This is a genomic window from Paraburkholderia fungorum (assembly GCF_046027605.1).
GTDB classification, from domain to species: Bacteria; Pseudomonadota; Gammaproteobacteria; order Burkholderiales; family Burkholderiaceae; genus Paraburkholderia; species Paraburkholderia fungorum_F.
Genome location: NZ_JAQQEF010000002.1, coordinates 250870 through 271591, shown reverse-complemented (window position 1 = coordinate 271591; position 20722 = coordinate 250870). Strand labels below are relative to the sequence as shown.

Sequence of the window (20722 nt, the reverse complement as noted above, 5' to 3'; positions counted from 1 at the left end):
GCTCATTGCGCGGCCACCTTCGCGATAGAAGCGGTTGTCGCAGGCGGATCATTCAGCAAAGGCTGCAACACCGGCGCGAGCGACTTCAGCAACTGCACCGAGAGCGCACTCGTGAACTCGTAGCGCGCCGCATACGGTTCATGCACGTAGGCAGTCAGCGTGCCATAGAAGCGGTCTCCCATCACAAAGACGAACGTCGCGCTGCGATTCACCTTGCGCGACTCGATCAGCCGCGCGCCTTTGGCCCACACATTGAAGCGCTGATCGCCGGTGCCGGTCTTGCCGTAAATCTCGAGTGTCTGACCATTGGGGAACGTCATGCCCTGCGCGAGACGCTTGGCCGTGCCGCCCAATACGACATCGCGCAATAGCACTCTGACCACCCCGGCAATCTCTGGCGACAACTGCTGTTGCGGCGCCACGGCTGCCCGCTGGAAATGCGTTTCGTATGGCGTGTCTTTCGCGAAATCGAGTTGCGTGAGGCTTTCGGTCGGCACCTTGTTGCCGCCGTTGGCAATCACGCCGATCAGTTGCGCGAGCGCGGCCGGCCGATCACCGGATGCGCCAATCGCCGCTGCATACGAGGGCGTGAGCGTCGCGAACGGATAACCAAGCGCCTGCCACGATTTGCCGATCGCATCGTAGGCGCGCAGCTCGACCATCCGCTTGATGCGGCGATCCTGAGTGGCGTGATAGCGCGTCTTGAAGAGCCACGAATAGGTCGACAGACGCACCTCGCTGCTGGCTTTCTGTACCTGATCGAGCGTCGCCTCGGGATGGGCGCGCAGATAGTTGAGCGTCCACAGTTCCAGCGGATGCACGCTCGAAATGTAGCCGCGGTCGTTCAGATTGAAACGGTCGATTGCGTATTTGGCGTACAGGTTGGCCAGATCCTCATCGTCAAGCACGGAGGCCGCCGGTGTGTTCTTCAGCGCGGCACGCATCTTCGCGTTGAACCATGCATTCGATTCATCCGGCGCGACGCTGCGCAATACCGTCGCCACTTTAGGCGGCGATTTGCGTACGCCGAGCAACAGCAAAGAGAGCGCCTGATCGGGGGTTTTGCCGTGATACTTCGTGTAGAAACGATTCATGTACACGCGGCTTTCCTGATCGGCGAAACGCGTGAGATACATCTTGCGGATCGCCGGATCGCCCAGCCATTGCGACGACGCTCCGGTGGTCTGCACCATCTCGTAGTGGACGATATCGCGCATCAGCCGCACGAACACCAGATTCACCGAATGCTGGAATGCGCGGTGCACGGTGAGAATGCGGCTGTTGTCGTCGGCTTCGAAGTTGTTGAAGGTTTGCGCGCCGCCGCCCGTGTAAAACGTTTCGCCCGGACTGGCCGAATATTTGCGCTCGACGGCCGCATCGAGCATGGCCTGCAGCGAGCGGTCCGAGGTATGCGTCAGATAATCGAGCGCCCAGCGCGTGAGCTGATCGTTCGGATCGGGCTTCACGGCTTTCAGCTCCGTGGTGCTCAGCGGTGCATAACGCGCATGCAGATCGGAGACGATCTGCAAATAGGTCACCACGGTACGCAGTTTTGCAGTCGAACCGAGATTCAATCGGGCGCCGGAGTTGATGTCGAACGGCTGGTTCACGCTATCGGTTTGCACCCGCACGAGGTTGGCGCCATCGCGCCGTTCGAACAGCGTGAAGCTATAGGCGATTCTCGACGGATCGTCGGAGGCGCGCAGCATTTCATAGCCGACCAGACCGGCGGCTTTCGCACCGTCGCGCGTTGCGGCCGCGGCGAGCCGGTCACTCACGGCCTGCTGCACGGCATTGTTGAGTGTGCCCTTCGCCTGCAAATCGAGCCGGTCGAGTTCATAGAAACTTGGGATGCCGAGCGCCGCCAATAGATGCGAGCGCATCGACGTCACGGCCTTGCGCGACACGAACGAGTCCACGTTCTGCGTCGGGTTCGGCGCGTGGCGCAACGCCACTTGCGCGGACAGCGCGGCATCGCGCAACGGCATCGATATGACGCCGCCGTTCCCCAGCAACCGTAAATAACTATCCGTCAGACGTTCGAGTTCGGCATAGTCGCGATGCAGGAAATATGACGGCGCACGTTGCGCGATCATCAGCGAGAGCACCTGGCGAAACGCCACGCCCTGCTCCGGCAGGTTCGCTTCCGTCGACGGCGCCTTCAGGATGCGATTGACGTCGTTGAAATCGCGACCGTACCAGGCGGCGAGCCCGTCACCCATCCCGTTGATTTCGCCGAGGCCCGGTTGCGCCGCAAGCGGCACCGAGTTGAGATAGCGGACGACGATCTGCTGGCGCGCGGGCATGGTCTGCGGACCATTCAGATAAGCGCGCACCGAGGCCGAAGCGATTTGCCGCAATTTTTCCGGCGGCGTCGCGGTGCGGCCGCCCGCCGAGTGGCGGAATTTCTCGATCTGGGTAGCCAGAGTGCTGCCGCCGGGCGTCGATTGATGACGGTTGAATACACGCGCCCCCTGATCGACTAGCGCATGGCTAAAGCGCCCCCAATCGATCGCCGGATTGCGGTTCGGCTGATCCGGATCGAGCAGATAGCGGTCTTCGATAAAAAGCAGCGAATTGACGACCAGCGGCGGGATCGAATCGAAACCGTCATAAACGCGGCTTGGAAACTGCGCACCAAAGAGCGGCGCGCCGGTCCCGTCGAAGAGTTGCAGCCCCGCCTGATCTTTTTCGGCGTAGGGAATAAATAAACCGTTATCCGCCAGCGACAGCATCCGCTCGGAATCGCGCGATTGCGCGCTGACTTCAAACCCGCGTTCGAGCAAACGCTGCTGGAACGACGGCAGCAACGCATAGCCGAGGCGGCTGTCGTAGGGGCCTTTGTCAGCTTGAGGAAAGCGGATGGAATGGCTTGGACCGTCGGCGACGGAAAAACCCACGTCGCGCGTGAGTTCGGAGAGATAGCGTGCCTGCAGCCGCGACGTTTCGATCTCGACCTGGATCAAGCGGGCCGCCACCGCCAGCGCGAGCAGAAATGCCGCCGCCAGCCCCCATTTGAGCCACTTCCTGACGGGCGCCGTGCCTGTCGCGCGAAGCGGTAATCGAACCAGTGGCCGATTCATGGCTGCTCCCCCCGAGCGGGCGCCATGCTCTAAAACCTGGCGCACCTTCGGTCAAGTGTAGCGCGGAACGTGAATGGGTAATCGGTTCGGATTTACCCGACAGTGTCGCCGCAGCAACACCCCACCACGCGACATGGCGGAGCGTTGATTGGCGTGAGATATTGGACGTCTTTCACGCGTCGGAAAACCGCTGTTTCAGGCGGTTTTTTGCTTCTGTGTCAGTCGATTTCCCCCCTTTCGTCAGCGCCTGCCCGACTTTCCGGCTACGCAGCAACTCGATGAATTGCTCGGCCGCCGGCGACAGCACGCCGCCTTTGCGCGTCACAATGCCGAAAGTTTGCGAAGGCGACTTCAGTTTGACGGGCACGAAGCGCAACATTTTCTGCCGCACGAACAACGCCGCGATCTCGGTCGGCAAAAGCGAAACCAGATCGGCGCTGCTTTGCAGCAGCGCCACCGTCACGAAGGTGGAGGCGGTCGAGATCGGGTTATCCGGCATCTCCAGACCCGCCAGGTCCATCTCCCGTTCGAGCAACGCATGCAATGGCATATGCGACGGATACATCACCCAGCGATGGCCGGCCAGCTCACGCAGTTTCATCTCCTTCCTGGGCAAGGGCGGATGGCTATAACCGACCACCACGGATAACGGCTCATCACCCAGCGGACGATAGTGGTATTTCGACGGATCGGCGGCAACCGTTGCGCGCCCGATCACCAGATCGAGCCGGCCTTCGTCGAGTTGCAGCAGCATGCGCGCGCTCGTGTCTTCCATCACTTCGATCGACAGGCCCGGCTGCCCGGCATGCAGTTCATTCAGCGCCGGCACCACGCGTTCGGGAATCGCGCCCATGATCGCCCCGATCGCGAGACGCCCGCCGCGCCCGGAACGTATCTCGGCAACGTCCTGGCACAACGCGGTGAGGTCGGTTGCCATGAGCCGCGCGTAGCGGATCACGCAATGGCCGAGCTGGTTCGGAATCATGCCGCTCTTCGAGCGCTCGAAGAGCGGCGCCTCCAGCATCGACTCCAGCTCCTGCAGCGCTTTGCTGGCGGCCGATTGCGTCATCGACATCGTGCTCGCGGCCTTGTGCAGCGAGGTGTGGTCGTCGAGCGCGATCAGCAGTTGCAGTTGCTTCATACGCAGCCTGGACAACAGAACGTTCAGGGTGTCTTTCATGGATTGGCGGGCAGCGGCGGGGTGAGTCGCAAAAGCGATCACAAGATGGAAACAATTCAATATACCCGCCACACCCACAGCCGTATAGTCAGCGAAGGAGACATTCAAAGACCCACGCCTGACTACCCCAACATAACTTGCAACACACATCGCCATGACCCAAACCCACCACCCTGTTCCATTGCGCGGCGTGTTCCCCGTCGCGCCGACCATCTTCGACGAGGCCGGCCGTCTCGACCTGGAAGGGCAGAAACGCTGCATCGATTTCATGATCGATGCGGGTTCCAATGGCCTGTGCATTCTGGCCAACTTCTCCGAGCAGTTCGCGCTCTCCGACGACGAGCGCAACACGCTGATGCATCTGGTGCTGGAGCATGTTGCCGGCCGCGTGCCGGTGATCGTCACGACCACGCATTTCAGCTCGCACCAGTGCGCCGAACGCAGCCGCAGCGCGCAAGCCGCGGGCGCCGCGATGGTGATGATCATGCCGCCGTATCACGGCGCGACGATCCGCATCGGCGAGCGCGGCATCTATGAGTTCTATCGCACGGTGTCCGACGCGATCGGGATTCCGATCATGATCCAGGACGCGCCCGTTAGCGGCACGGCGTTGTCCGCGCCGTTTCTCGCGCGCATGGCGCGTGAACTGCAGAACGTGTCGTACTTCAAGATCGAAGTGCCGCAGGCAGCGAACAAGCTGCGCGAACTGATCGAACTGGGCGGCGACGCCGTGGTGGGTCCCTGGGACGGCGAAGAAGCGATCACGCTGATGGCCGACCTCGATGCGGGCGCAACCGGTTCGATGACCGGCGGCGGTTACGCGGACGGCATCCGTCTGATTATCGACGCCTATGCGGCAGGCGACACCGAAGTGGCCGCCGCCCACTATCAGCAGTGGCTGCCGCTCATCAACTACGAAAACCGCCAGGGCGGTCTCGCGTCGTGCAAGGCGCTGATGAAGGAAGGCGGGGTGATTCGATCGGACGCGGTACGCCACCCCTTGCCGCCCATGCATCCGGCGACGCGCGCGGGCTTGCTGAAGGTCGCGCGCCGGCTCGATCCTCTGGTGCTGCGGTGGGATAGATAAGACCAGCAGGAAATTGAATTAGATCAGGAGGAAATTGAGTAACATAGGCCCGCAAGCCCACCACTCCATTTTCCATGACCGCCAATCCTCGAGAACTGACGCCGGAAACCCTCGCCGAGCTGCTCGAACGCATTGCCAGGGAAGACGCCGGGGCACTGCGCGAGCTATATGATCTCGCCGCCCCGAAACTGTTTGGCCTTGCGCTCCGTATATTGAGCAAGCATGAGTGGGCCGAAGAAGTCCTGCAGGACAGCTTCGTCAATATCTGGCGCTTTGCCGGCGACTACCGCCGCGCATTGTCCGCGCCGATGACGTGGATGTCGGCGATCGTCCGGAACCGTGCTCTCGATCACCTGCGGCGGGTCCACACGCAGGAAACAGAATGGAGCGATGCGTTGGACGATCTCGTGGCCACCGGCGATCCGGATCCCGAAGCGTTGACCGCAGTCAGCCTGCAGGCGCGTTTGCTGGCCGGCTGCATGCAGCAACTGGAACCGGCGCAGCGCCAGGCGGTGGCCCTCGCCTACCTGCGCGATCAAAGCCATAGCGAGATCGCCGAAGTGTTGGCGGTGCCGCTCGGCACCATCAAATCCTGGATCCGGCGCGGCTTGGCCAAGCTGAAAACCTGTCTGGGAGGCGAGTGATGAATCTCCATCGCGATCCTCAGCTGGTCGATATGCTGGCCGCCGAGTACGTGCTCGGCACCCTGCGCGGCGGGGCCCGGCGCCGCTTTCAACGCTACGTGGACGGCGACGCCGTCGTCCGTCAGGCCGTCGACGAATGGCAGCGGCGCATCTCGCCGCTGGCCGAACTCGCGGAGCCGCGCATGCCGCCGGCCGCCGTGTGGGATGCCATCGAACGGCGTCTCGGCTTAAGCGCCGCCCGTGAGGCGGCACGGCCACGCAGCGTGGTCGAAAAACCCGCGCGTCCGTCGGGCAGCCTCTTCGAGAATCTCGCGTTCTGGCGTGGCTGGGCACTCGGCGTCACTGGGCTGGCCATCGTCGCGGTCGTGGTCGCCGTGCGCTCGCTGCTGCCGGCCGGCGTGTCGCCTTCGCCTTCCACCGCGCCGACTGTCGCGCAGCAAGCGGAAACGGCGGTTTCGCACGTCGCGGTGCTGAATGACAAGGACACGCATCCGGTCATGCTGGTCGCATGGGACGAAGCCCATTCCACCATGACGCTACATCCGCTCGGCAAGGTCGATGTGCCAGCCGGCCGGGCGATGGAGCTGTGGGGCATTCCGGCCAATGGCCATCCGGTGTCGCTCGGCTTACTGCCGGACAGCGCCAGCGGCAAGGTGACGGCCGGTCAGCAAAAGCCGGAAAGCTACGCGGCGCTGGCGGTCTCGATCGAAGCGCCGGGCGGCTCGCCCAATCACAACGCGCCGACGGGTCCAGTGGTGTTCAGCGGCAAGCTGCTGCCGGTGTCCTGATCTGTTTCAGACGCGGCTGGCGAGGCCGGCGTTCGCTGCATGCGGGTGCCGGCCTTTCGTTTGACGGTTCGACATCCAGACAGGGTTAGACGGCTGGACGCGAGCGTGAGATTCCCGCTACTCTTGACCCCATGCAAAGCTTTTACGAAGCCACTGTTGCCCGCTCCGCCGGACACTACTCGTCCCCTTACCCGCCGCTCAACGGCCGGCGCAGCGTCAACGTCTGCATCATTGGCGGCGGCCTCGCGGGTTTGTCCACCGCGTTGGGACTCGCCGAGCGCGGCGTCGCCGACGTCGCCGTGCTCGAAGCCGAGCAGGTGGGCTTCGGCGCCTCCGGCCGCAACGGCGGCTTCGTGTTCGGCGGCTACAGCCTCGATTGCGCGGATCTGCTGAAAACCCTCGGGCCGGTCCGCGCGCGCGAACTCTATACGCTGACCACCGACGCCGTCGATCTGATGCGCAAGCGTATCCAGCGCTACCGTATCGATTGCGATGCGACCGACGCCGGCGTGATCCTCGCCAACTGGTTCGACGAACCAGCGAGGCTCGACACGCAGCGGCGCTTGATGCGCGATTCGTTCGGCGTCGAGTGGGAACCGGTGTCGGCCACGGCGCTCGCTTCACAACTGAAGACGAGCCGTTATCACGGCGGTCTGTTCGAGCGCAACGCGTTCCACTTTCATCCGCTGAAATATGTGCTCGGGGTCGCCAGCGCCGCGGCCCATGCGGGAGTGCAGATTCACGAGAAGTCGCCGGTTGTGCGCCTGGAGCGCGGCGGCGCCCGGCGTGACGACGCCCGGCGCGACGACGCCCGGCGCGAAGGCGTCCGACGCGAGGGTGCCGGTTTCGTGGTGCATACGGCGCACGGCGCGCTCGAAGCGCGCCACGTGGTGATGGCCGGCGGCGGCTATGCGCGCAACGTCTACGCACGGGTCGAGCGCGCGGTGCTGCCGATCGCCACCTACGTGATGGCCACCGAACCGCTCGGCGCACGCCTGAACGAGGCGATGGACACCCGCGCCGCCGTCTACGACACCCGCTTCGCCTTCGACTACTATCGCCCGCTGCCCGACACCCGCATCCTGTGGGGCGGCCGCATCTCGGTGCGCGATCGCGCTCCCGAGGTGATCGCGCGGCTGTTACGGCGCGATCTGCTGAAGGTCTATCCGCAACTGCACGACGTGCGAATCGAACACGCGTGGGGCGGCCTGATGAGCTACGCGCGGCACAAGATGCCGCAAATCGGCCGCAGCACGGACGGTGTCTGGTACGCGGTCGGCTTCGGCGGACACGGTATGGCACCGACCACCGTCTCGGGCGAATTGCTGGCGGCGGCCATCTCCGGCGAACGGCCGGTGCCCGACGCATTCGCGGCCTTCGGTCTGACGCCCGCCTATGGCGCGCTCGGTCTCGCGGCCGCGCAACTCACCTACACCACCATGCAGACGCGCGACGCACTCGCCGCCCGGCGGCCCTCGACCCGGCCGGCGCCGTGACTCGGGTCATGACTCAGGCCATGACTCACGCCATGACGCGACTCGATACGCGGCGCAAGACCCGGCCGCCGATGCCCGAGAGCCGGGCCAGAGGCCGGTTTCGCCATGTTAGAATGCGCCGTCACTGGTGCTCGAATACACAATGAAAAAGGCAAGCAAGGCCGCCGAGCCTGATACCAACGGCATCGCGTCCGAGGCTCCACGTACCGACGCCCGACGCAAGTACGATCCCGAACAGACCAAGCGCAACATTCTCGAGGTCGCGACCCAGGAGTTCTCCGCGATGGGATTGACCGGGGCGCGCGTCGACGCGATCGCGGAACGCACGAACACCACCAAGCGCATGCTGTACTACTACTTCGGCAGTAAAGAAGGGTTGTACCAGGCCGTGCTGGAAAAAGTGTACGGCGACATTCGCGCGCTCGAACAGGATCTGCACGTCAGCGAGCTCGATCCGATCGAGGGCATGCGCGCGCTGGTCGAATTCACGTTCGATTATCACGATCGCCAGCGCGATTTCGTGCGGCTCGTGACGATCGAGAATATTCACGGCGCCAAGTATGTCGAGCAGGTAAAAAGCTTCAAAGGCCGCAACGTCACCGTCATTCATACGATCGAAGATCTGCTCTCACGCGGTATTGCCTCGGGACAGTTTCGCAGCGACGTCGATGCGATCGACCTGCACCTGATGATCAGTTCGCTGTGCTTTCACCGCGTGGGTAATCGTCATACCTTCGGTACGGCGTTCGGCCGCGATCCGTCGCACCCGCGTCTGCGTGCGCGGCATCGCGCGATGATCGTCGACGCCGTGCTGCGTTTCGTGCGCAAGGAAGACTGAGGCGAGGCTGGCTGAAGGCAAGCCCGGGCAAGGTCGGGCAAGCTCGAGTCAGCGAGGCCTGAAGCAAAAAAGCGGGAAGTAGCTTGGCCACTTCCCGCTTTTCATTTGCGCACGTCATTCATGCACGTCATTTGCGCGCACTGAGCCGCTCAATCCACCAGCACGATCCGCTTGATATCGCCGACGATAAAAATGTACGACAGTGCACCGATCAACGCGATCGCGCCGATGAACACCAGCGCACCGACAAACGAACCGGTTGCCGCAACGATGAAACCCACCACCAGCGGCGTGACGATGCCGGCCAGATTGGCGGCAAAGTTGAAGATGCCGCCGGTCACGCCGAGCAGGCCGTCGGGCGCGATGTCCGATACCAGCGTCCAGCCCAGCGCCGCCATCCCCTGCGCGAAGAACGCTACCGAGAGAATCGCGATCACCACCACGTTGCTCTCGACATAGTTGGCGAGAATGATCGTCGACGCGAGCAGGAGGCCCGCGATGATCGGCAGCTTGCGCGCCACGTTCGGCGACTTGCCGCGACGCAGCAGCCAATCGGAGAAGATGCCGCCGAACATCACGCCGATCGACGCGGCAATGAACGGCATGATCGCGAAGAACCCGATCTTCAGCCACGCCATATGGCGTTCGGTGGCCAGATAGGTGGGGAACCAGGTGAGGAAGAACACCAGCGTCGAATTGCCGGCGAACTGGCCGAGGCAGATGCCGCTCAGCTGACGATGCTTGAGCAGGCGTCCGATCGTGCGCCATTCGAAGCCGCTTTTGGCCTTTTCAGCCGGCGCAGCCGCTGCAGCCAGTGCTGCGGCAGAATCAACGTCCTTCTTCCGATGCGTCAGGCCACCGCCTGCCTCGATATAGTCGAGCTCCGCCTGATTCACGCTCGGATGATCCTTCGGCTCGCGATAGAACATCCACCAGATCACCCCGAACACGAGGCCCACGCCGCCCACCACGTAGAACAATGAACGCCAGCCGAACGCGCCCATCAGCATGAACATGAACGGGCTGAAAAACGCGAGGCCGATATATTCGCCGACCGTGTACGTGCCGGTCGCCATCGCGCGTTCGCTCTGCGGAAACCAGGTGGCCACCACGCGGCTATTGGTTGGAAAGCACGGCGCTTCCGACACGCCGAGGCCGAGCCGGAATATGAACAACGCGCCGATGCCATGCACGAGCCCCTGCGCCAGCGTGAACAGCGACCAGAACGTCATCGACAGGAAATACGTGAGCTTGCTGCCGAAGCGGTCGAGAAACAGGCCGCCCGGAATCTGCGCCACCACATAACTCCACGAGAACACGGAGAACAGCAGCCCCATGAGCGCCGCATTGATGCCGAGTTCCTTGGTCAACTGCGGCGCCGCGATGCCGAGCACCGTGCGGTCCAGATAGTTGATCATGGTGCCGACCGCCAGCAGCGAGAGAATCTGGTAGCGGGCTTTCGAACGGCGCGCGCTGCTCACCGTGGCCTTCATTTGGCCTGCCGGGTCGGCGGGCGTGGAGTGGATCGGTTGCGGCATGGCGTTCTGTCTCCTCGGTCTGATTTCGTACCGGATATGTAGGGTGCGCGTGCTTCCGGCTTAGCGTCCCGCTTCGGGACTTCCATCGGGGCGTGGCAACAAGGACTGGAAATGCGTGTAAACGCGCTCGGCGTCGGGTTCGAGCCCTGTGAAGATGCGCATTGCGTCAACTGCCTGATACACCGCCATCCCGCCGCCGCTCAGCGTGCGGCAGCCGAGCGCTTCGGCGGCCTGCAGCAACGCCGTGCGAATCGGAAAATACACGATGTCCGCGACCCATAGATCGCGATGCAGCAATTCGACCGGCAACGGCAAGCCCGGCAATTTCGCCATGCCGGTCGGCGTCGCGTGAATCAGGCCGTTGGCGGCGGCGAGCGCCTCCTTCAGCGAACTGCCGGCGCTCACCGTGGCGTTCGGGAAACGCTTCTGCAATTCCGCGGCGAGCGCGGCGGCGCGCGCGGCATCCACGTCGAAGAGCGTGAGCGTTTGCGCGCCCATCGTCAGCGCGGCATGCGCGACCGCCGCGCCCGCGCCGCCCGCGCCCAGCTGCACGACGCGCTCCAGTGATACGTCCGGCAACCCGCGTTGAAACGCACGCGCGAAACCGGACCAATCGGTGTTGTGGCCGATACGCTTACCGTCCTTGAACAGCACCGTGTTGACCGCGCCGAGGGCGCGTGCGTCGTCGGACAATTCGTCGAGCAATGGAATGACGGCCTGCTTGCACGGGTACGTGATGTTCAGTCCGTTGTAGCCCATGCGTTGCGCGGCAACCAGCAGATCGGCGAGCGCCGTGATGTCGAGCTTCAACGCGTCCAGATCGATACGCCGATACACGTAGTGCAGGCCGAGCTTGCCGCCCTCTTCCTCATGCATCGCGGGGGTGAGCGATCCGCCGATACCCGAGCCGATCAGACCTACTAAATAGGAGCCTGGGCTCGCCTGGGTGTGCGCTTGTGCGTTCATTTAGCCACCTTATTTTTAAGGATGGTCGCCATCCGCTCCAGAGCGAGCACATAGCCTTGCGTGCCGCAACCGACGATGATCGCCTCGGCCACCGCCGACACATACGAGTGATGCCGGAACGCTTCGCGGCGATGCACGTTTGAAATATGCACCTCGATGACGGGCTTTTCGATCGCGGTGAGCGCGTCCGCAAGCGCCACCGAGGTATGCGTGTAAGCCGCCGGATTGATCACGATGCCGTCGACCTTGGTACGCGCCGCATGCAGCCAGTCGATGAGCTGATGTTCAGCGTTCGATTGGCAGAAGTCGATCGACAGATCCAGCCGGTCGCCCGCGTCGCGGCAAAGTTTCGCGACGTCGTCGAGTGTTTCCGAGCCATAGATAGCCGGCTCACGCGTGCCGAGCAGGTTGAGATTCGGTCCGTTGAGGACCAGCACCGATGCAAAACTCATGACGACCACTCCTGCAAAAAGGTAAGGCATGAAGCGAGCCACGCGCCGCGGCTCTACAACGTGAATGCAGTGTGCGCGCATTGGCGGCAATCGTCATTCGGGGTTTATACGAATTTGTACCATCTAGTTAGTTTGTATAAACTGTCGGAAATTTCGGTTAGTGTGGGGGTGTGTAGGCGCTTGTTGCCTGTGTCCAGATAGTCTCCGGTAACCAGCTAGACCATTTTCCGCGTTGCAGCATGACGCCCCGTCAGACATGCGAACGCGGCATCGCGCCCGCTGCGCGCCGCCCCAACAGCCGTTTCACTGTTTTGCAGGAGCCGTTCATGCAACGTTCGATTGCCACCGTGTCGATCAGCGGGACCCTCGTCGAGAAGCTGACCGCCATCCAGGCGGCGGGCTTCGAGGGCGTCGAAATCTTCGAGAACGACCTGCTGTATTTCGACGGCTCGCCCGCCGACGTGCGGCGCATCGCCGAGGATCTCGGGCTGAAGATCATGCTGTTCCAGCCGTTCCGCGATTTCGACGGGGTGAGCCCGGAGCGTCTCGCACGCAATCTGGACCGGGCGAGGCGCAAGTTCGACGTGATGCACGAACTGGGTACGGACCGGATTCTGGTGTGCAGCAACGTCTCGCCCGACACCATCGGCGACGATTCGCTGATGACCGACCAGTTGGGCGCACTGGCCCGCGCGGCCGAAGCGGCCGGCGTGATCGCCGGCTATGAAGCGCTTGCATGGGGCAAGCATGTGAAGACCTACCGCCATGCGTGGAAGCTCGTCAACGCGGTCAATCATCCGAATCTCGGGCTCGTGCTCGACAGTTTTCATACGCTGTCGCTAAACGATACGGTGGACGGCATTGCCGCGATTCCGGGCGAGCGGATCGCCTTCGTGCAAATCGCCGACGCGCCGAAGCTCGCCATGGACGTGCTCGAATGGAGCCGTCATTACCGCTGCTTCCCGGGCCAGGGCGATTTCGATCTGGCCGGTTTCACCGCGCAGGTCGTGAAAACCGGCTACAGCGGGCCGCTTTCGCTCGAGATTTTCAACGACGGTTTCCGCGCCGCACCAACCACGATCACCGCGGCGGACGGTCATCGTTCGCTGCTGTTCCTCGAGGAACAGACTCGCGCGCTGCTTGACGCCACGCAGCAGCCGCCCGGCGATCTCTATCAGTCGCCCGCCGCGCCCGCGCACGTCGGCTACCAGTTTCTCGAGTTCGCGGTCGACCACACCACCCGCGCGCAACTGGTCGACTGGCTCGGCAAGCTGCGCTTTCGCCAGGCCGGCCAGCATCGTTCGAAAGATGTGACGCTGTTTCAGCACGGCGCGGCGTCGATCGTGCTGAACGCCGAGCCGGATTCATTCGCCAATGCCTTCTTCCAGCAGCATGGTCTGTCGCTATGCGCGTCGGCGTTTCGCGTGGACAACGCCAGGCAGGCGTTCGAGCGCGCCGCCGGGTTCGGCTACGCGCCGTTTTCCGGTCAGATCGGCCCGAACGAACGCGTGCTGCCCGCCGTTCAGGCGCCCGACGGCAGCCTGAATTATTTCGTCGACGAAACACCGGACCAGCCCACCTTGTTCGAAGCCGATTTCGTGCTGACCGACGTCAATGGACCGACTGAAGTAGGGCCGCTTTCGCGGATCGACCACGTCTGCCTGTCGGTGCCGGCCCCTTCGCTGGATACGTGGGTTCTGTTTCTGCGCACCGCATTTGGCTTTCAGGCCGAGCCAGGCGTACTGGTGCCCGACCCGTACGGGCTCGTGCGCAGCCGCGCGCTGCGCAGCCGGGACGGATCGGTGCGCGTCATATTGAATGCGTCGGTGGATCATCACACAGCGGTGGCCGAAGCATTGCACACCTACCACGGCTCGGGCCTGAACCACGTCGCGTTCAGCACCGGCGACATTTTCAGCGCGATTCCCGAATTCGTCGCCGACGGTCTGCCGGTGTTACGCATTCCGCGTAATTATTACGAAGACCTGGCCGCCCGCTACGCGTTGCCCGACGAGACGCTCGAGGCGCTGCGTGCGCACAACATCCTGTACGACCGCGACGAACGCGGCGGCGAGTTCTTCCACGCTTACACCGAACAACTGGATCAGCGCTTTTTCCTGGAAATTGTCGAGCGACGCGGCGGTTACGACGGGTATGGCGCGGCCAATGCGGCTGTGCGGCTCGCGGCGCAGGCGCAGCGCCGTAAGTAACGGTTGGACTGCGCCAATTTCCCTCTCATCGGGCACAGCCCATGCTGCACCCGCTCAGGCGTGCACGCCGCACCGATATAATGGCGGTTGATCCACGGCCACTGCGGCGCGCACGCTGCCCCATGCGGGCGACACACGTTCCGTCGGCCGAATGAAACGCCAGGAGAGATATGAAGAAGTTTGCCGTAGTCCTGTCAGTTCCCCTCCTTCTCAGCGCTTGCGCGTACTTCCAGAAGAATCCCGATGCCGGGGAGCCCGTCACGGACACCAACACGCAGCGCTCGGTCAACGACGTGGTCGCCTGCCTGACTCAGGTGGCAACCAGCCACAACGCCGCGTTCAAATCCACCGCGATCCCGCAAGGCCAGATGCTCGACTTCGGCGATTCGAATATCGTCAAGGTGCGCAGCGACAACGGCGCGACCACCTACCGCTTCTACGCCGGCAAGCGTCACGTGGGCAATCTGTGGATCGAAGCGGCGAGCAAAACCTGCGCGCCGTAAGGTAATCAGCGGAATGATCGGGGGGATGTAACGATAAGTAACGGTTTGCCATGCCATCTTCGTGTCACGGTGTTACAGGACAATGATTCTTAAGAATCGTTTAAGTCTTCGTCTGCATCATCCACCCGTCACAACCCTCGCACAAGGTGCGGCCCAATGAACCAGCCCGATCACAACACGAACGACACGCCGGTGCCGGCAAAGCGGCCCACGATTCTGCGGCGTCTCTTGAGCCATCACGAGTTGGCCACGCTGCTGTTATTGCTGCACGCACCGATCGATGCCTCCGCGAAACCCGAGATTCCGCAGCTTCATGAAGCCGGCTTGATCGAAACGGTCTCAAGCGACGCGGGCGACTCGCATATTCGTCTGACGCATGAAGGTAATGCCGTGCTGCGCGGCCTGGGCGTGAAATAACCGGTCACTTGTCCCGTCACCCGGCACGCACCTTACGCTTGCCATACGCCGTACCCCGCCTCACGTAGTCCAATCGCCAATTCCACCTCCATATCCTGTGCGCCGCGGTAAGGCATTGGATTGAACACTTCATACAACTCGGGCACGAGCCGCAGGCCGTAATCGCGCACATAGCGATTTGCCTGAATGCCGGCCTTGTGCCGGTCGAATCTCAGATCCGGGTCCAGTCCCGTCATTCCCACGTACACGCACGGCTTGTCGAACCGGTAATCCGGATTCGCGCGGCGAAAGCGCGCCTCGTTCCAGACCTTGTCGTCGAGCGCGACGACATAGACATAGTAATGATGCCTGCGACGAACCATGTGCGGCAGACCGCTCAGCTGCGCGAAGCGGTACCGTGCAGCAGCATGCGGTACTCGGTCGGCGTGACGCCGACGGTCGCCTTGAATTGACGCGTGAAGGCGCTGTGGTCGGTGTAGCCGCAAAGCGCGGCGACGTCGGTGACTTTGTCGTGCGAGACCAGCAGCGCGGTGGCCGCATCCAGCCGTGTTTTCAGCAACAGCTGGCGCGGCGTCAAATGAAACACTTTGTGAAAGTAGCGTTCCAGTTGCGCCACCGACATGTCCGCCATCGCAGCAAGCTGCTTCAGATTCAGCGGCTGCACATAGTTTTCCTGGATGGACTGCACCACCGCGGCGAGCCGGCTATACGCGGGATGACGGCTCTCGTCCGCCTTCAGGTCGCGCGAGATGCCGGCGAGCCCGACCACCTTGCCCGCCGGATCGCGCAACGGCTGCTTGCAGGTCAGGCACCAGCCCGGCTGACGGCCGGGATACAGGTGCAGTTCCAGTTGATCGATCATCTGGTTGCCGACGTTGATGATCGCTTTGTCCTGTGCCGTGTAGATGCGGCCGAAGCGGCGCGGGAAGACATCCTCCGCGGTCTTGCCGAGTAACGCGGCTTTTTCCTTGAAGCCACAGCGCGAGACCAGCGTGCGATTGACCAGCGCGTAGCGCGCGTGCATATCCTTGACGAAGAACACGACGTCCGGCATCGCGTCGAACACGGGCTCGAGCAGCGTGAAATGCGACAACATGCCGGACAAGGTTGCGTCGTCCAGTTCGAGCGGATGAGCCAGCGTGTTCATCGTGCGGATTTCCGTGGTCGGTGCGCTCGATTATAGGGCCACGCCGGCGCCGACAATATCCGCTTCGGATTCGCGCCCGGTCTTCAGCGCCGCGAAAAATACGCCTGCGCCAGGCCGATCCAATACCGCACCCCGGCCGGCATGATCTCGTCGTCGAAGTCATACGACGGGTGATGCAAGCCGGACGCTGTACCCGCAAGCGGCGCATTGCCAATCAGCACGTAAGTCCCCGGCCGTGGGGAAAGGTGAAGCCATCGACTTCTCCGTCAACGACCCACGAGAGAAGCCGAGTCGGCTAGCGCTTGCCGCCCGCCAGCCGGCGCGCGTCCGGATGAGCGCGCAGCCGCCACATGGCGACACAGCCGAGCGCCGGGCCGATGGCCAGCATGCCCAGCCCAGCCTTCCAGCCGAGGTGCGCGACAACGTCCGGCACCAGATGAATACTCACGAGCGTCAGCAGAAATCCCGCACACGTCTGTGCCGTCAGCAAGGTGCCCACCGAGGACGGCTCGGCAAGCTCCGCCACGCTGGCGGAAAATTGCGCCGAGTCGGCGATGACCGAGAATCCCCACACGAAGGCCACGGCGATCAGCACCGGCATGGGCGCATCCGACAGCCAGCCGATCACCGCCGCGCATGACGCGCTCACCGCCATCGCGCCGATAGTGACGACGGTGCGTCCCACGCGGTCCGCGAGCCAGCCGCCGGCCCACGCACCCACCGCGCCGAACGCGATCACACAAAACGTCAGGGCTTCCGCGTGGGGGCGCGCATCGACCATGCCGTGCGAGGCGAGCGTTTGCTGCAGGAACAGGCCGAGCCACGCCCACATCGCATAGAGCTCCCACATGTGGCCGAGATACCCGAGATTGACGAGCCGCACGGCGGGGTCGCGCCATGCCTGGGCAACCTTGCGCAAGTCGATGTGAGTGGCGCGCTTGATGTTGGGGCCAACCTCCGCGAAGCCGATCGCGGCGGCGGCGACGGCGGCGAACCCTGCTGCCACGAGATAAATCAGGTGCCAATCGAGCCCCGGCATGCCGGCGACCAGATGCGGGCTGGCCGAACCGAGTGTCAGCGCGCCCACCAGCAAGCCGATCAGCAGACCGAGATCAGCCTTGGCCCATGTCGCGACGAGCCGCATGCCGACCGGATAAACACCGGCCATGCACATCCCGGTCAGAAAACGCAAGCCGATGACCGCACCGCCCGTGGGCGGCAATAACGCCAGCACACCCGTGGCGACGGCGGCTGTGAGAGCAGAACCCATGAACAGGCGCCGCAGATCGTAGCGATCCGGCAACGAGAGCAAGGCCGAAGCGATGGTGCCCACGACAAAACCCAATTGCACGGCGCTCGTCAGCAACGCTTCCTCGAACGGCGCGATCGTGTGCGAGAGCTTGATCACGGCAATCGCGGTGGTCGACGAAAACCACACGCCCATCGCCGCCACCTGCGCGAGCAGGACGATGATCAGTGACGCTGTCTTGCCACGCTGCGTGCCGTGCTGCCTGCCGTGCCCAGGCGACGGTTTCGGTTTGGCCGTGTTGATCACGGGAGATCGTGTCATGAACGACCCGTGCTCAAGCCGCGACCGACGGCGCAAGCGTGCCGACCCGATGAAATCCGCGACCGAAATAGATCAGGCCATCGCGATCGTCGGTGGTGCGCGCCGCCTTGATTTCGCAGAAGAACACCGTATGCGTGCCCACTTCCTTGACTGAAGCAATTTCGCAATCGAGCGCGCTCACGGCGCCGCGCAAGACCGGGGCGCCCGTTTCCAGACGATCCCAGACGGCGCTCGCGAAGCGGGTTTCGATCGGCACGTCTTTCGTCGCAAACTGCAGCGCGACGTCGCGCTGATCGGCCGAGAGCACGTTCACGCACAGGGTGCCGTTCTCGCGCATCACCATGTTGTTCCGGCTCGCGCGATTGATGCAGACCAGCAGCGTGGGCGGTTCGTCCGTGACCGCGCATACCGCCGACGCGGTACAGCCCGCGAGCCCGCTCGCGCCATCGGTCGTAATGATGTTGACGGCGGCACCCAGGCCCGCCATCGCTTCACGGAAAATCGCTTTATCTACCATGGTGGTGTCCGTTAGCTGGGATTTCATCGGTTCGTGCCATTCGCCTGGCATTGCTGATTCATCGCTGCTTCGTTACTGATACGGCACGCCTCAACCCTGCGCGCCTGGCGAGCGATACTGCGCCGCGGTGTGCGTCGCGGGCAGGCGAGCGCGGCCGAACAGCTTCTCGCGATACGTGCCGTCGCCATACGCGGTCTTGTAAGCGCCGCGTGCCTGCAGAACCGGGACGAGCAAATCGATGACGTCCTCGAAGCACTCGGGGACAACCGTGCGCGACAGGTTGAAGCCGTCCACGCCGGTCTCTTCGCTCCACGCCATCATCAGATCGGCGATGCGTTCGGCCGAGCCGACCCACGGCGTCTGGCGGCTGCCGAGCACCATCTGTTCGAGCAGCTTGCGGCGCGTCCACTGCGGGCCGGCCGCGCGGGTCATCGCCTCGACGTTCGAGACGATCGCCTGGCTCTTGCCCGTCTCGATCGGCTCGTCGATGTCGTATTTCGCGAAGTCGATCCCGAGCGACGCGGCAGCGTGCGCCAGTGCCCCTTCCGAGCTCACGTAGCGGCGGTATTCTTCGAACTTCGCCTCGGCCTCGGCATCGGTGCGTCCGACAATCAGCGTGGCGCCAAGGAATACCTTCACGTCGTCACCGAGACGGCCGAGCTGCACGGCTTGCGCGCGGATGTCGTCGACGATCTCCTTCACGGCCTCTTTCTTCTGGCCGTTCACGAAGACACACTCGGCGTGCGTCGCGGCGAAACGGCGTCCGCGTGTGGAAGAACCCGCCTGATAGAGCACCGGCGTGCGTTGCGGCGACGGCGCGCACAGATGCATGGCGTCCACCTTGTATTGGGGGCCCTGATGATGAATCACACGCACCTTCGACGGGTCGGCATACACGCCGCCGGCGCGGTCGGCGCGCACTGCTTCGTCATCCCAACTGCCTTCCCAAAGCTTGTAGACCAGCGACATGTATTCATCGGCGAGATCATAACGATCGTCATGCGCGACCTGCCCTTCGATACCGATGGCGCGTGCCGCGCTGTCCAGGTAGCCGGTGACGATGTTCCAGCCGATCCGGCCGCCCGTCAGATGATCGAGCGTGGACATGCGGCGGGCAAACAGGAACGGCTGTTCATAAATAAGGTTCGCCGTCACGCCAAAGCCCAGGTGCTCCGTCGCGGCGGCCATGGCCGGAATCACCAGCGTCGGGTCGTTGACCGGCACCTGCACGCCGCTGCGCAGCGCGGCGTCCGCGTTGCCGCCGTACACGTCATAAACGCCCACCACATCCGCAAAGAAAATGCCGTCGAACAGGCCTTTTTCGAGCGTTTTGGCATAGTCGACCCAGTACTTCAGTTCGGTGTAGCGGCTCGACTGGTCGCGCGGGTGAGTCCACATTCCCTGCTGGATGTGGCCCACGCAATTCATGTCAAAGGCGTTCAGACGGATTTCACGTGGCATGTCGACTCCTCGTCAGCGGCGAAAAGATAGCGAGCGATAGCAAGCGATAGCAAGCAGGTTGCGAATTCATCTCGCGGATGCCGTTTATTATAGTAGACGATAGACCACGATAAAAGAAAATTGGTGTCAGTGTTAACACGCTTGCCACAGAGAAAACGCGGGCCGTTTCGACGAGATCCGGGTGCACCGCTCCATGCTGAAAGCCGTAAAACGACCGGCCTGTATAATTTCGTGGACCTGAACTGTGTGAATTGCGCATGAACCGCGAACTGACCGATCCCACCACCGCCATTGCCAACCGCGTTCGGCTCGAGCGCGAATCGCGCGGTTGGTCGCTGGGCGACCTGGCGGAGCGTTCAGGCGTATCGAAGGCGATGATCAGCAAGATCGAGCGCGGCGAAGCGAGCCCGACAGCAACTCTGCTGGGGCGTCTTTCCGGTGCGTTCGGGCTGCAGTTGTCGATGCTGCTGTCGCTGGCAGAGCAAGCCGGGGAGCGGCTGAGCCGTGAGGCGGATCAACCGGTCTGGCAGGATCCCGAAACCGGTTATGTGCGGCGTGCGATATCGCCGCGCAATGGCGGCATGCTGGAGTTGCTGGAAGTCACGCTGCCGCCGGGCGTGCGCGTGTCTTACCCGTCGTCGGCCTTCGCGTTCCAGCATCAGCAGATCTGGGTCCGGCAAGGCACGCTGAGCTTCAAGGAAGGCGAGCTCACCCATGAATTGGCGGTTGGAGATTGCCTTCAACTCGGCCTGCCGGCACCGTGTACGTTTTTTAATCCAGGTACCGAGCCCTGTGTTTATGTGATCGCCCTCGTACGGCGATAGG

19 protein-coding genes and 1 pseudogene are annotated in these 20722 nt (G+C 63.1%); 9 read left to right on the top strand and 11 right to left on the bottom strand.

Features of this window, described 5'->3' with window-relative positions; all coding sequences use genetic code 11:
• Positions 1–2 precede the first annotated feature (2 nt).
• Positions 3–3083, bottom strand: a complete 3081-nt coding sequence (locus PQR53_RS04565; RefSeq protein ID WP_408451390.1) for a transglycosylase domain-containing protein — start codon at positions 3081–3083, stop codon at positions 3–5.
• 172 nt (positions 3084–3255) lie between these two features.
• Positions 3256–4263, bottom strand: a complete 1008-nt coding sequence (locus PQR53_RS04560; RefSeq protein ID WP_408451389.1) for a LysR family transcriptional regulator — start codon at positions 4261–4263, stop codon at positions 3256–3258.
• Between the two features lie 154 nt (positions 4264–4417).
• Here PQR53_RS04560 and PQR53_RS04555 point away from each other — a divergent pair, with 154 nt between their 5' ends.
• The 5 genes from PQR53_RS04555 (at position 4418) to PQR53_RS04535 (ending at position 9116) form a co-directional block, all read left to right on the top strand.
• On the top strand, positions 4418–5350 hold the full coding sequence (locus PQR53_RS04555) for a dihydrodipicolinate synthase family protein (protein WP_408451388.1): 933 nt from the start codon (positions 4418–4420) through the stop codon (positions 5348–5350).
• Between the two features lie 74 nt (positions 5351–5424).
• Complete coding sequence (locus PQR53_RS04550; protein WP_408451387.1) at positions 5425–5994, top strand: RNA polymerase sigma factor; 570 nt, start codon at positions 5425–5427, stop codon at positions 5992–5994.
• Positions 5994–6782 carry an anti-sigma factor gene (locus PQR53_RS04545; protein ID WP_408451386.1) on the top strand — a complete coding sequence of 263 codons (789 nt, stop codon included), beginning with the start codon at positions 5994–5996 and terminating at the stop codon, positions 6780–6782. The genes PQR53_RS04550 and PQR53_RS04545 overlap by 1 nt, the downstream gene beginning before the upstream one ends.
• A 131-nt stretch (positions 6783–6913) precedes the next feature.
• Positions 6914–8278, top strand: a complete 1365-nt coding sequence (locus tag PQR53_RS04540; protein WP_408451385.1) for an NAD(P)/FAD-dependent oxidoreductase — start codon at positions 6914–6916, stop codon at positions 8276–8278.
• Positions 8279–8420: 142 nt separating this feature from the next.
• A complete protein-coding gene (locus PQR53_RS04535) occupies positions 8421–9116 on the top strand; it encodes a TetR/AcrR family transcriptional regulator (RefSeq protein ID WP_408451384.1) in 696 nt (231 codons plus the stop codon).
• 149 nt (positions 9117–9265) lie between these two features.
• Here PQR53_RS04535 and PQR53_RS04530 read toward each other — a convergent pair whose 3' ends face one another.
• The 3 genes from PQR53_RS04530 to aroQ are packed head-to-tail and all read right to left on the bottom strand — an operon-like array spanning position 9266 to position 12072.
• The gene (locus tag PQR53_RS04530) at positions 9266–10654 is read right to left on the bottom strand and encodes an MFS transporter (RefSeq protein WP_408451383.1); all 1389 of its coding nucleotides are present in this window, start codon (positions 10652–10654) and stop codon (positions 9266–9268) included.
• 60 nt (positions 10655–10714) lie between these two features.
• Positions 10715–11620: a shikimate dehydrogenase gene (locus tag PQR53_RS04525; protein ID WP_408451382.1), complete on the bottom strand. Its 906-nt coding sequence runs from the start codon at positions 11618–11620 to the stop codon at positions 10715–10717.
• The gene (gene aroQ, locus PQR53_RS04520) at positions 11617–12072 is read right to left on the bottom strand and encodes a type II 3-dehydroquinate dehydratase (RefSeq protein WP_408451381.1); all 456 of its coding nucleotides are present in this window, start codon (positions 12070–12072) and stop codon (positions 11617–11619) included. The genes PQR53_RS04525 and aroQ overlap by 4 nt, the downstream gene beginning before the upstream one ends.
• Positions 12073–12398: 326 nt before the next feature.
• Here aroQ and PQR53_RS04515 point away from each other — a divergent pair, with 326 nt between their 5' ends.
• The 3 genes from PQR53_RS04515 to PQR53_RS04505 all read left to right on the top strand — a co-directional run bounded on the left by PQR53_RS04515 (position 12399) and on the right by PQR53_RS04505 (position 15202).
• The gene (locus tag PQR53_RS04515; protein WP_408451380.1) at positions 12399–14282 is read left to right on the top strand and encodes a bifunctional sugar phosphate isomerase/epimerase/4-hydroxyphenylpyruvate dioxygenase family protein; all 1884 of its coding nucleotides are present in this window, start codon (positions 12399–12401) and stop codon (positions 14280–14282) included.
• A gap of 170 nt (positions 14283–14452) precedes the next feature.
• Entirely contained in the window at positions 14453–14785 is a 333-nt protein-coding gene (locus tag PQR53_RS04510) for a hypothetical protein (RefSeq protein ID WP_179740850.1), read from the top strand.
• A 156-nt stretch (positions 14786–14941) separates the two neighbouring features.
• Positions 14942–15202: a hypothetical protein gene (locus tag PQR53_RS04505; RefSeq protein ID WP_408451379.1), complete on the top strand. Its 261-nt coding sequence runs from the start codon at positions 14942–14944 to the stop codon at positions 15200–15202.
• A 32-nt stretch (positions 15203–15234) separates the two neighbouring features.
• Here PQR53_RS04505 and PQR53_RS04500 read toward each other — a convergent pair whose 3' ends face one another.
• From PQR53_RS04500 to PQR53_RS04475, 6 genes and pseudogenes are all read right to left on the bottom strand, one after another.
• Complete coding sequence (locus PQR53_RS04500; protein WP_179740848.1) at positions 15235–15564, bottom strand: hypothetical protein; 330 nt, start codon at positions 15562–15564, stop codon at positions 15235–15237.
• 14 nt (positions 15565–15578) lie between these two features.
• A complete protein-coding gene (locus tag PQR53_RS04495; protein WP_408451378.1) occupies positions 15579–16349 on the bottom strand; it encodes an AraC family transcriptional regulator in 771 nt (256 codons plus the stop codon).
• Between the two features lie 83 nt (positions 16350–16432).
• Positions 16433–16594, bottom strand: a pseudogene (locus tag PQR53_RS04490) (amidohydrolase); the annotation flags it as partial.
• 50 nt (positions 16595–16644) lie between these two features.
• Entirely contained in the window at positions 16645–17919 is a 1275-nt protein-coding gene (locus tag PQR53_RS04485) for an MFS transporter (RefSeq protein ID WP_408451377.1), read from the bottom strand.
• Between the two features lie 13 nt (positions 17920–17932).
• The gene (locus tag PQR53_RS04480) at positions 17933–18436 is read right to left on the bottom strand and encodes a flavin reductase (protein WP_408451376.1); all 504 of its coding nucleotides are present in this window, start codon (positions 18434–18436) and stop codon (positions 17933–17935) included.
• Between the two features lie 90 nt (positions 18437–18526).
• The gene (locus tag PQR53_RS04475) at positions 18527–19897 is read right to left on the bottom strand and encodes an LLM class flavin-dependent oxidoreductase (RefSeq protein WP_408451375.1); all 1371 of its coding nucleotides are present in this window, start codon (positions 19895–19897) and stop codon (positions 18527–18529) included.
• A gap of 257 nt (positions 19898–20154) precedes the next feature.
• Between PQR53_RS04475 and PQR53_RS04470 the strand changes: the two genes are divergently transcribed.
• A complete protein-coding gene (locus tag PQR53_RS04470; protein WP_408451374.1) occupies positions 20155–20721 on the top strand; it encodes a helix-turn-helix domain-containing protein in 567 nt (188 codons plus the stop codon).
• Position 20722 lies beyond the last annotated feature (1 nt).

Coding starts and splice junctions, on each gene's coding strand:
- PQR53_RS04545 (WP_408451386.1), top strand. CDS start 5,994: ATGAATCTCCATCGCGATCCTCAGCTGGTCGATATGCTGGCCGCCGAG.
- PQR53_RS04500 (WP_179740848.1), bottom strand. CDS start 15,564: ATGGTTCGTCGCAGGCATCATTACTATGTCTATGTCGTCGCGCTCGAC.
- PQR53_RS04555 (WP_408451388.1), top strand. CDS start 4,418: ATGACCCAAACCCACCACCCTGTTCCATTGCGCGGCGTGTTCCCCGTC.
- PQR53_RS04550 (WP_408451387.1), top strand. CDS start 5,425: ATGACCGCCAATCCTCGAGAACTGACGCCGGAAACCCTCGCCGAGCTG.
- PQR53_RS04540 (WP_408451385.1), top strand. CDS start 6,914: ATGCAAAGCTTTTACGAAGCCACTGTTGCCCGCTCCGCCGGACACTAC.
- PQR53_RS04505 (WP_408451379.1), top strand. CDS start 14,942: ATGAACCAGCCCGATCACAACACGAACGACACGCCGGTGCCGGCAAAG.
- PQR53_RS04510 (WP_179740850.1), top strand. CDS start 14,453: ATGAAGAAGTTTGCCGTAGTCCTGTCAGTTCCCCTCCTTCTCAGCGCT.
- PQR53_RS04475 (WP_408451375.1), bottom strand. CDS start 19,897: ATGCCACGTGAAATCCGTCTGAACGCCTTTGACATGAATTGCGTGGGC.
- PQR53_RS04485 (WP_408451377.1), bottom strand. CDS start 17,919: ATGACACGATCTCCCGTGATCAACACGGCCAAACCGAAACCGTCGCCT.
- PQR53_RS04480 (WP_408451376.1), bottom strand. CDS start 18,436: ATGGTAGATAAAGCGATTTTCCGTGAAGCGATGGCGGGCCTGGGTGCC.
- PQR53_RS04535 (WP_408451384.1), top strand. CDS start 8,421: ATGAAAAAGGCAAGCAAGGCCGCCGAGCCTGATACCAACGGCATCGCG.
- PQR53_RS04530 (WP_408451383.1), bottom strand. CDS start 10,654: ATGCCGCAACCGATCCACTCCACGCCCGCCGACCCGGCAGGCCAAATG.
- PQR53_RS04560 (WP_408451389.1), bottom strand. CDS start 4,263: ATGAAAGACACCCTGAACGTTCTGTTGTCCAGGCTGCGTATGAAGCAA.
- aroQ (WP_408451381.1), bottom strand. CDS start 12,072: ATGAGTTTTGCATCGGTGCTGGTCCTCAACGGACCGAATCTCAACCTG.
- PQR53_RS04470 (WP_408451374.1), top strand. CDS start 20,155: ATGAACCGCGAACTGACCGATCCCACCACCGCCATTGCCAACCGCGTT.
- PQR53_RS04515 (WP_408451380.1), top strand. CDS start 12,399: ATGCAACGTTCGATTGCCACCGTGTCGATCAGCGGGACCCTCGTCGAG.
- PQR53_RS04565 (WP_408451390.1), bottom strand. CDS start 3,083: ATGAATCGGCCACTGGTTCGATTACCGCTTCGCGCGACAGGCACGGCG.
- PQR53_RS04525 (WP_408451382.1), bottom strand. CDS start 11,620: ATGAACGCACAAGCGCACACCCAGGCGAGCCCAGGCTCCTATTTAGTA.
- PQR53_RS04495 (WP_408451378.1), bottom strand. CDS start 16,349: ATGAACACGCTGGCTCATCCGCTCGAACTGGACGACGCAACCTTGTCC.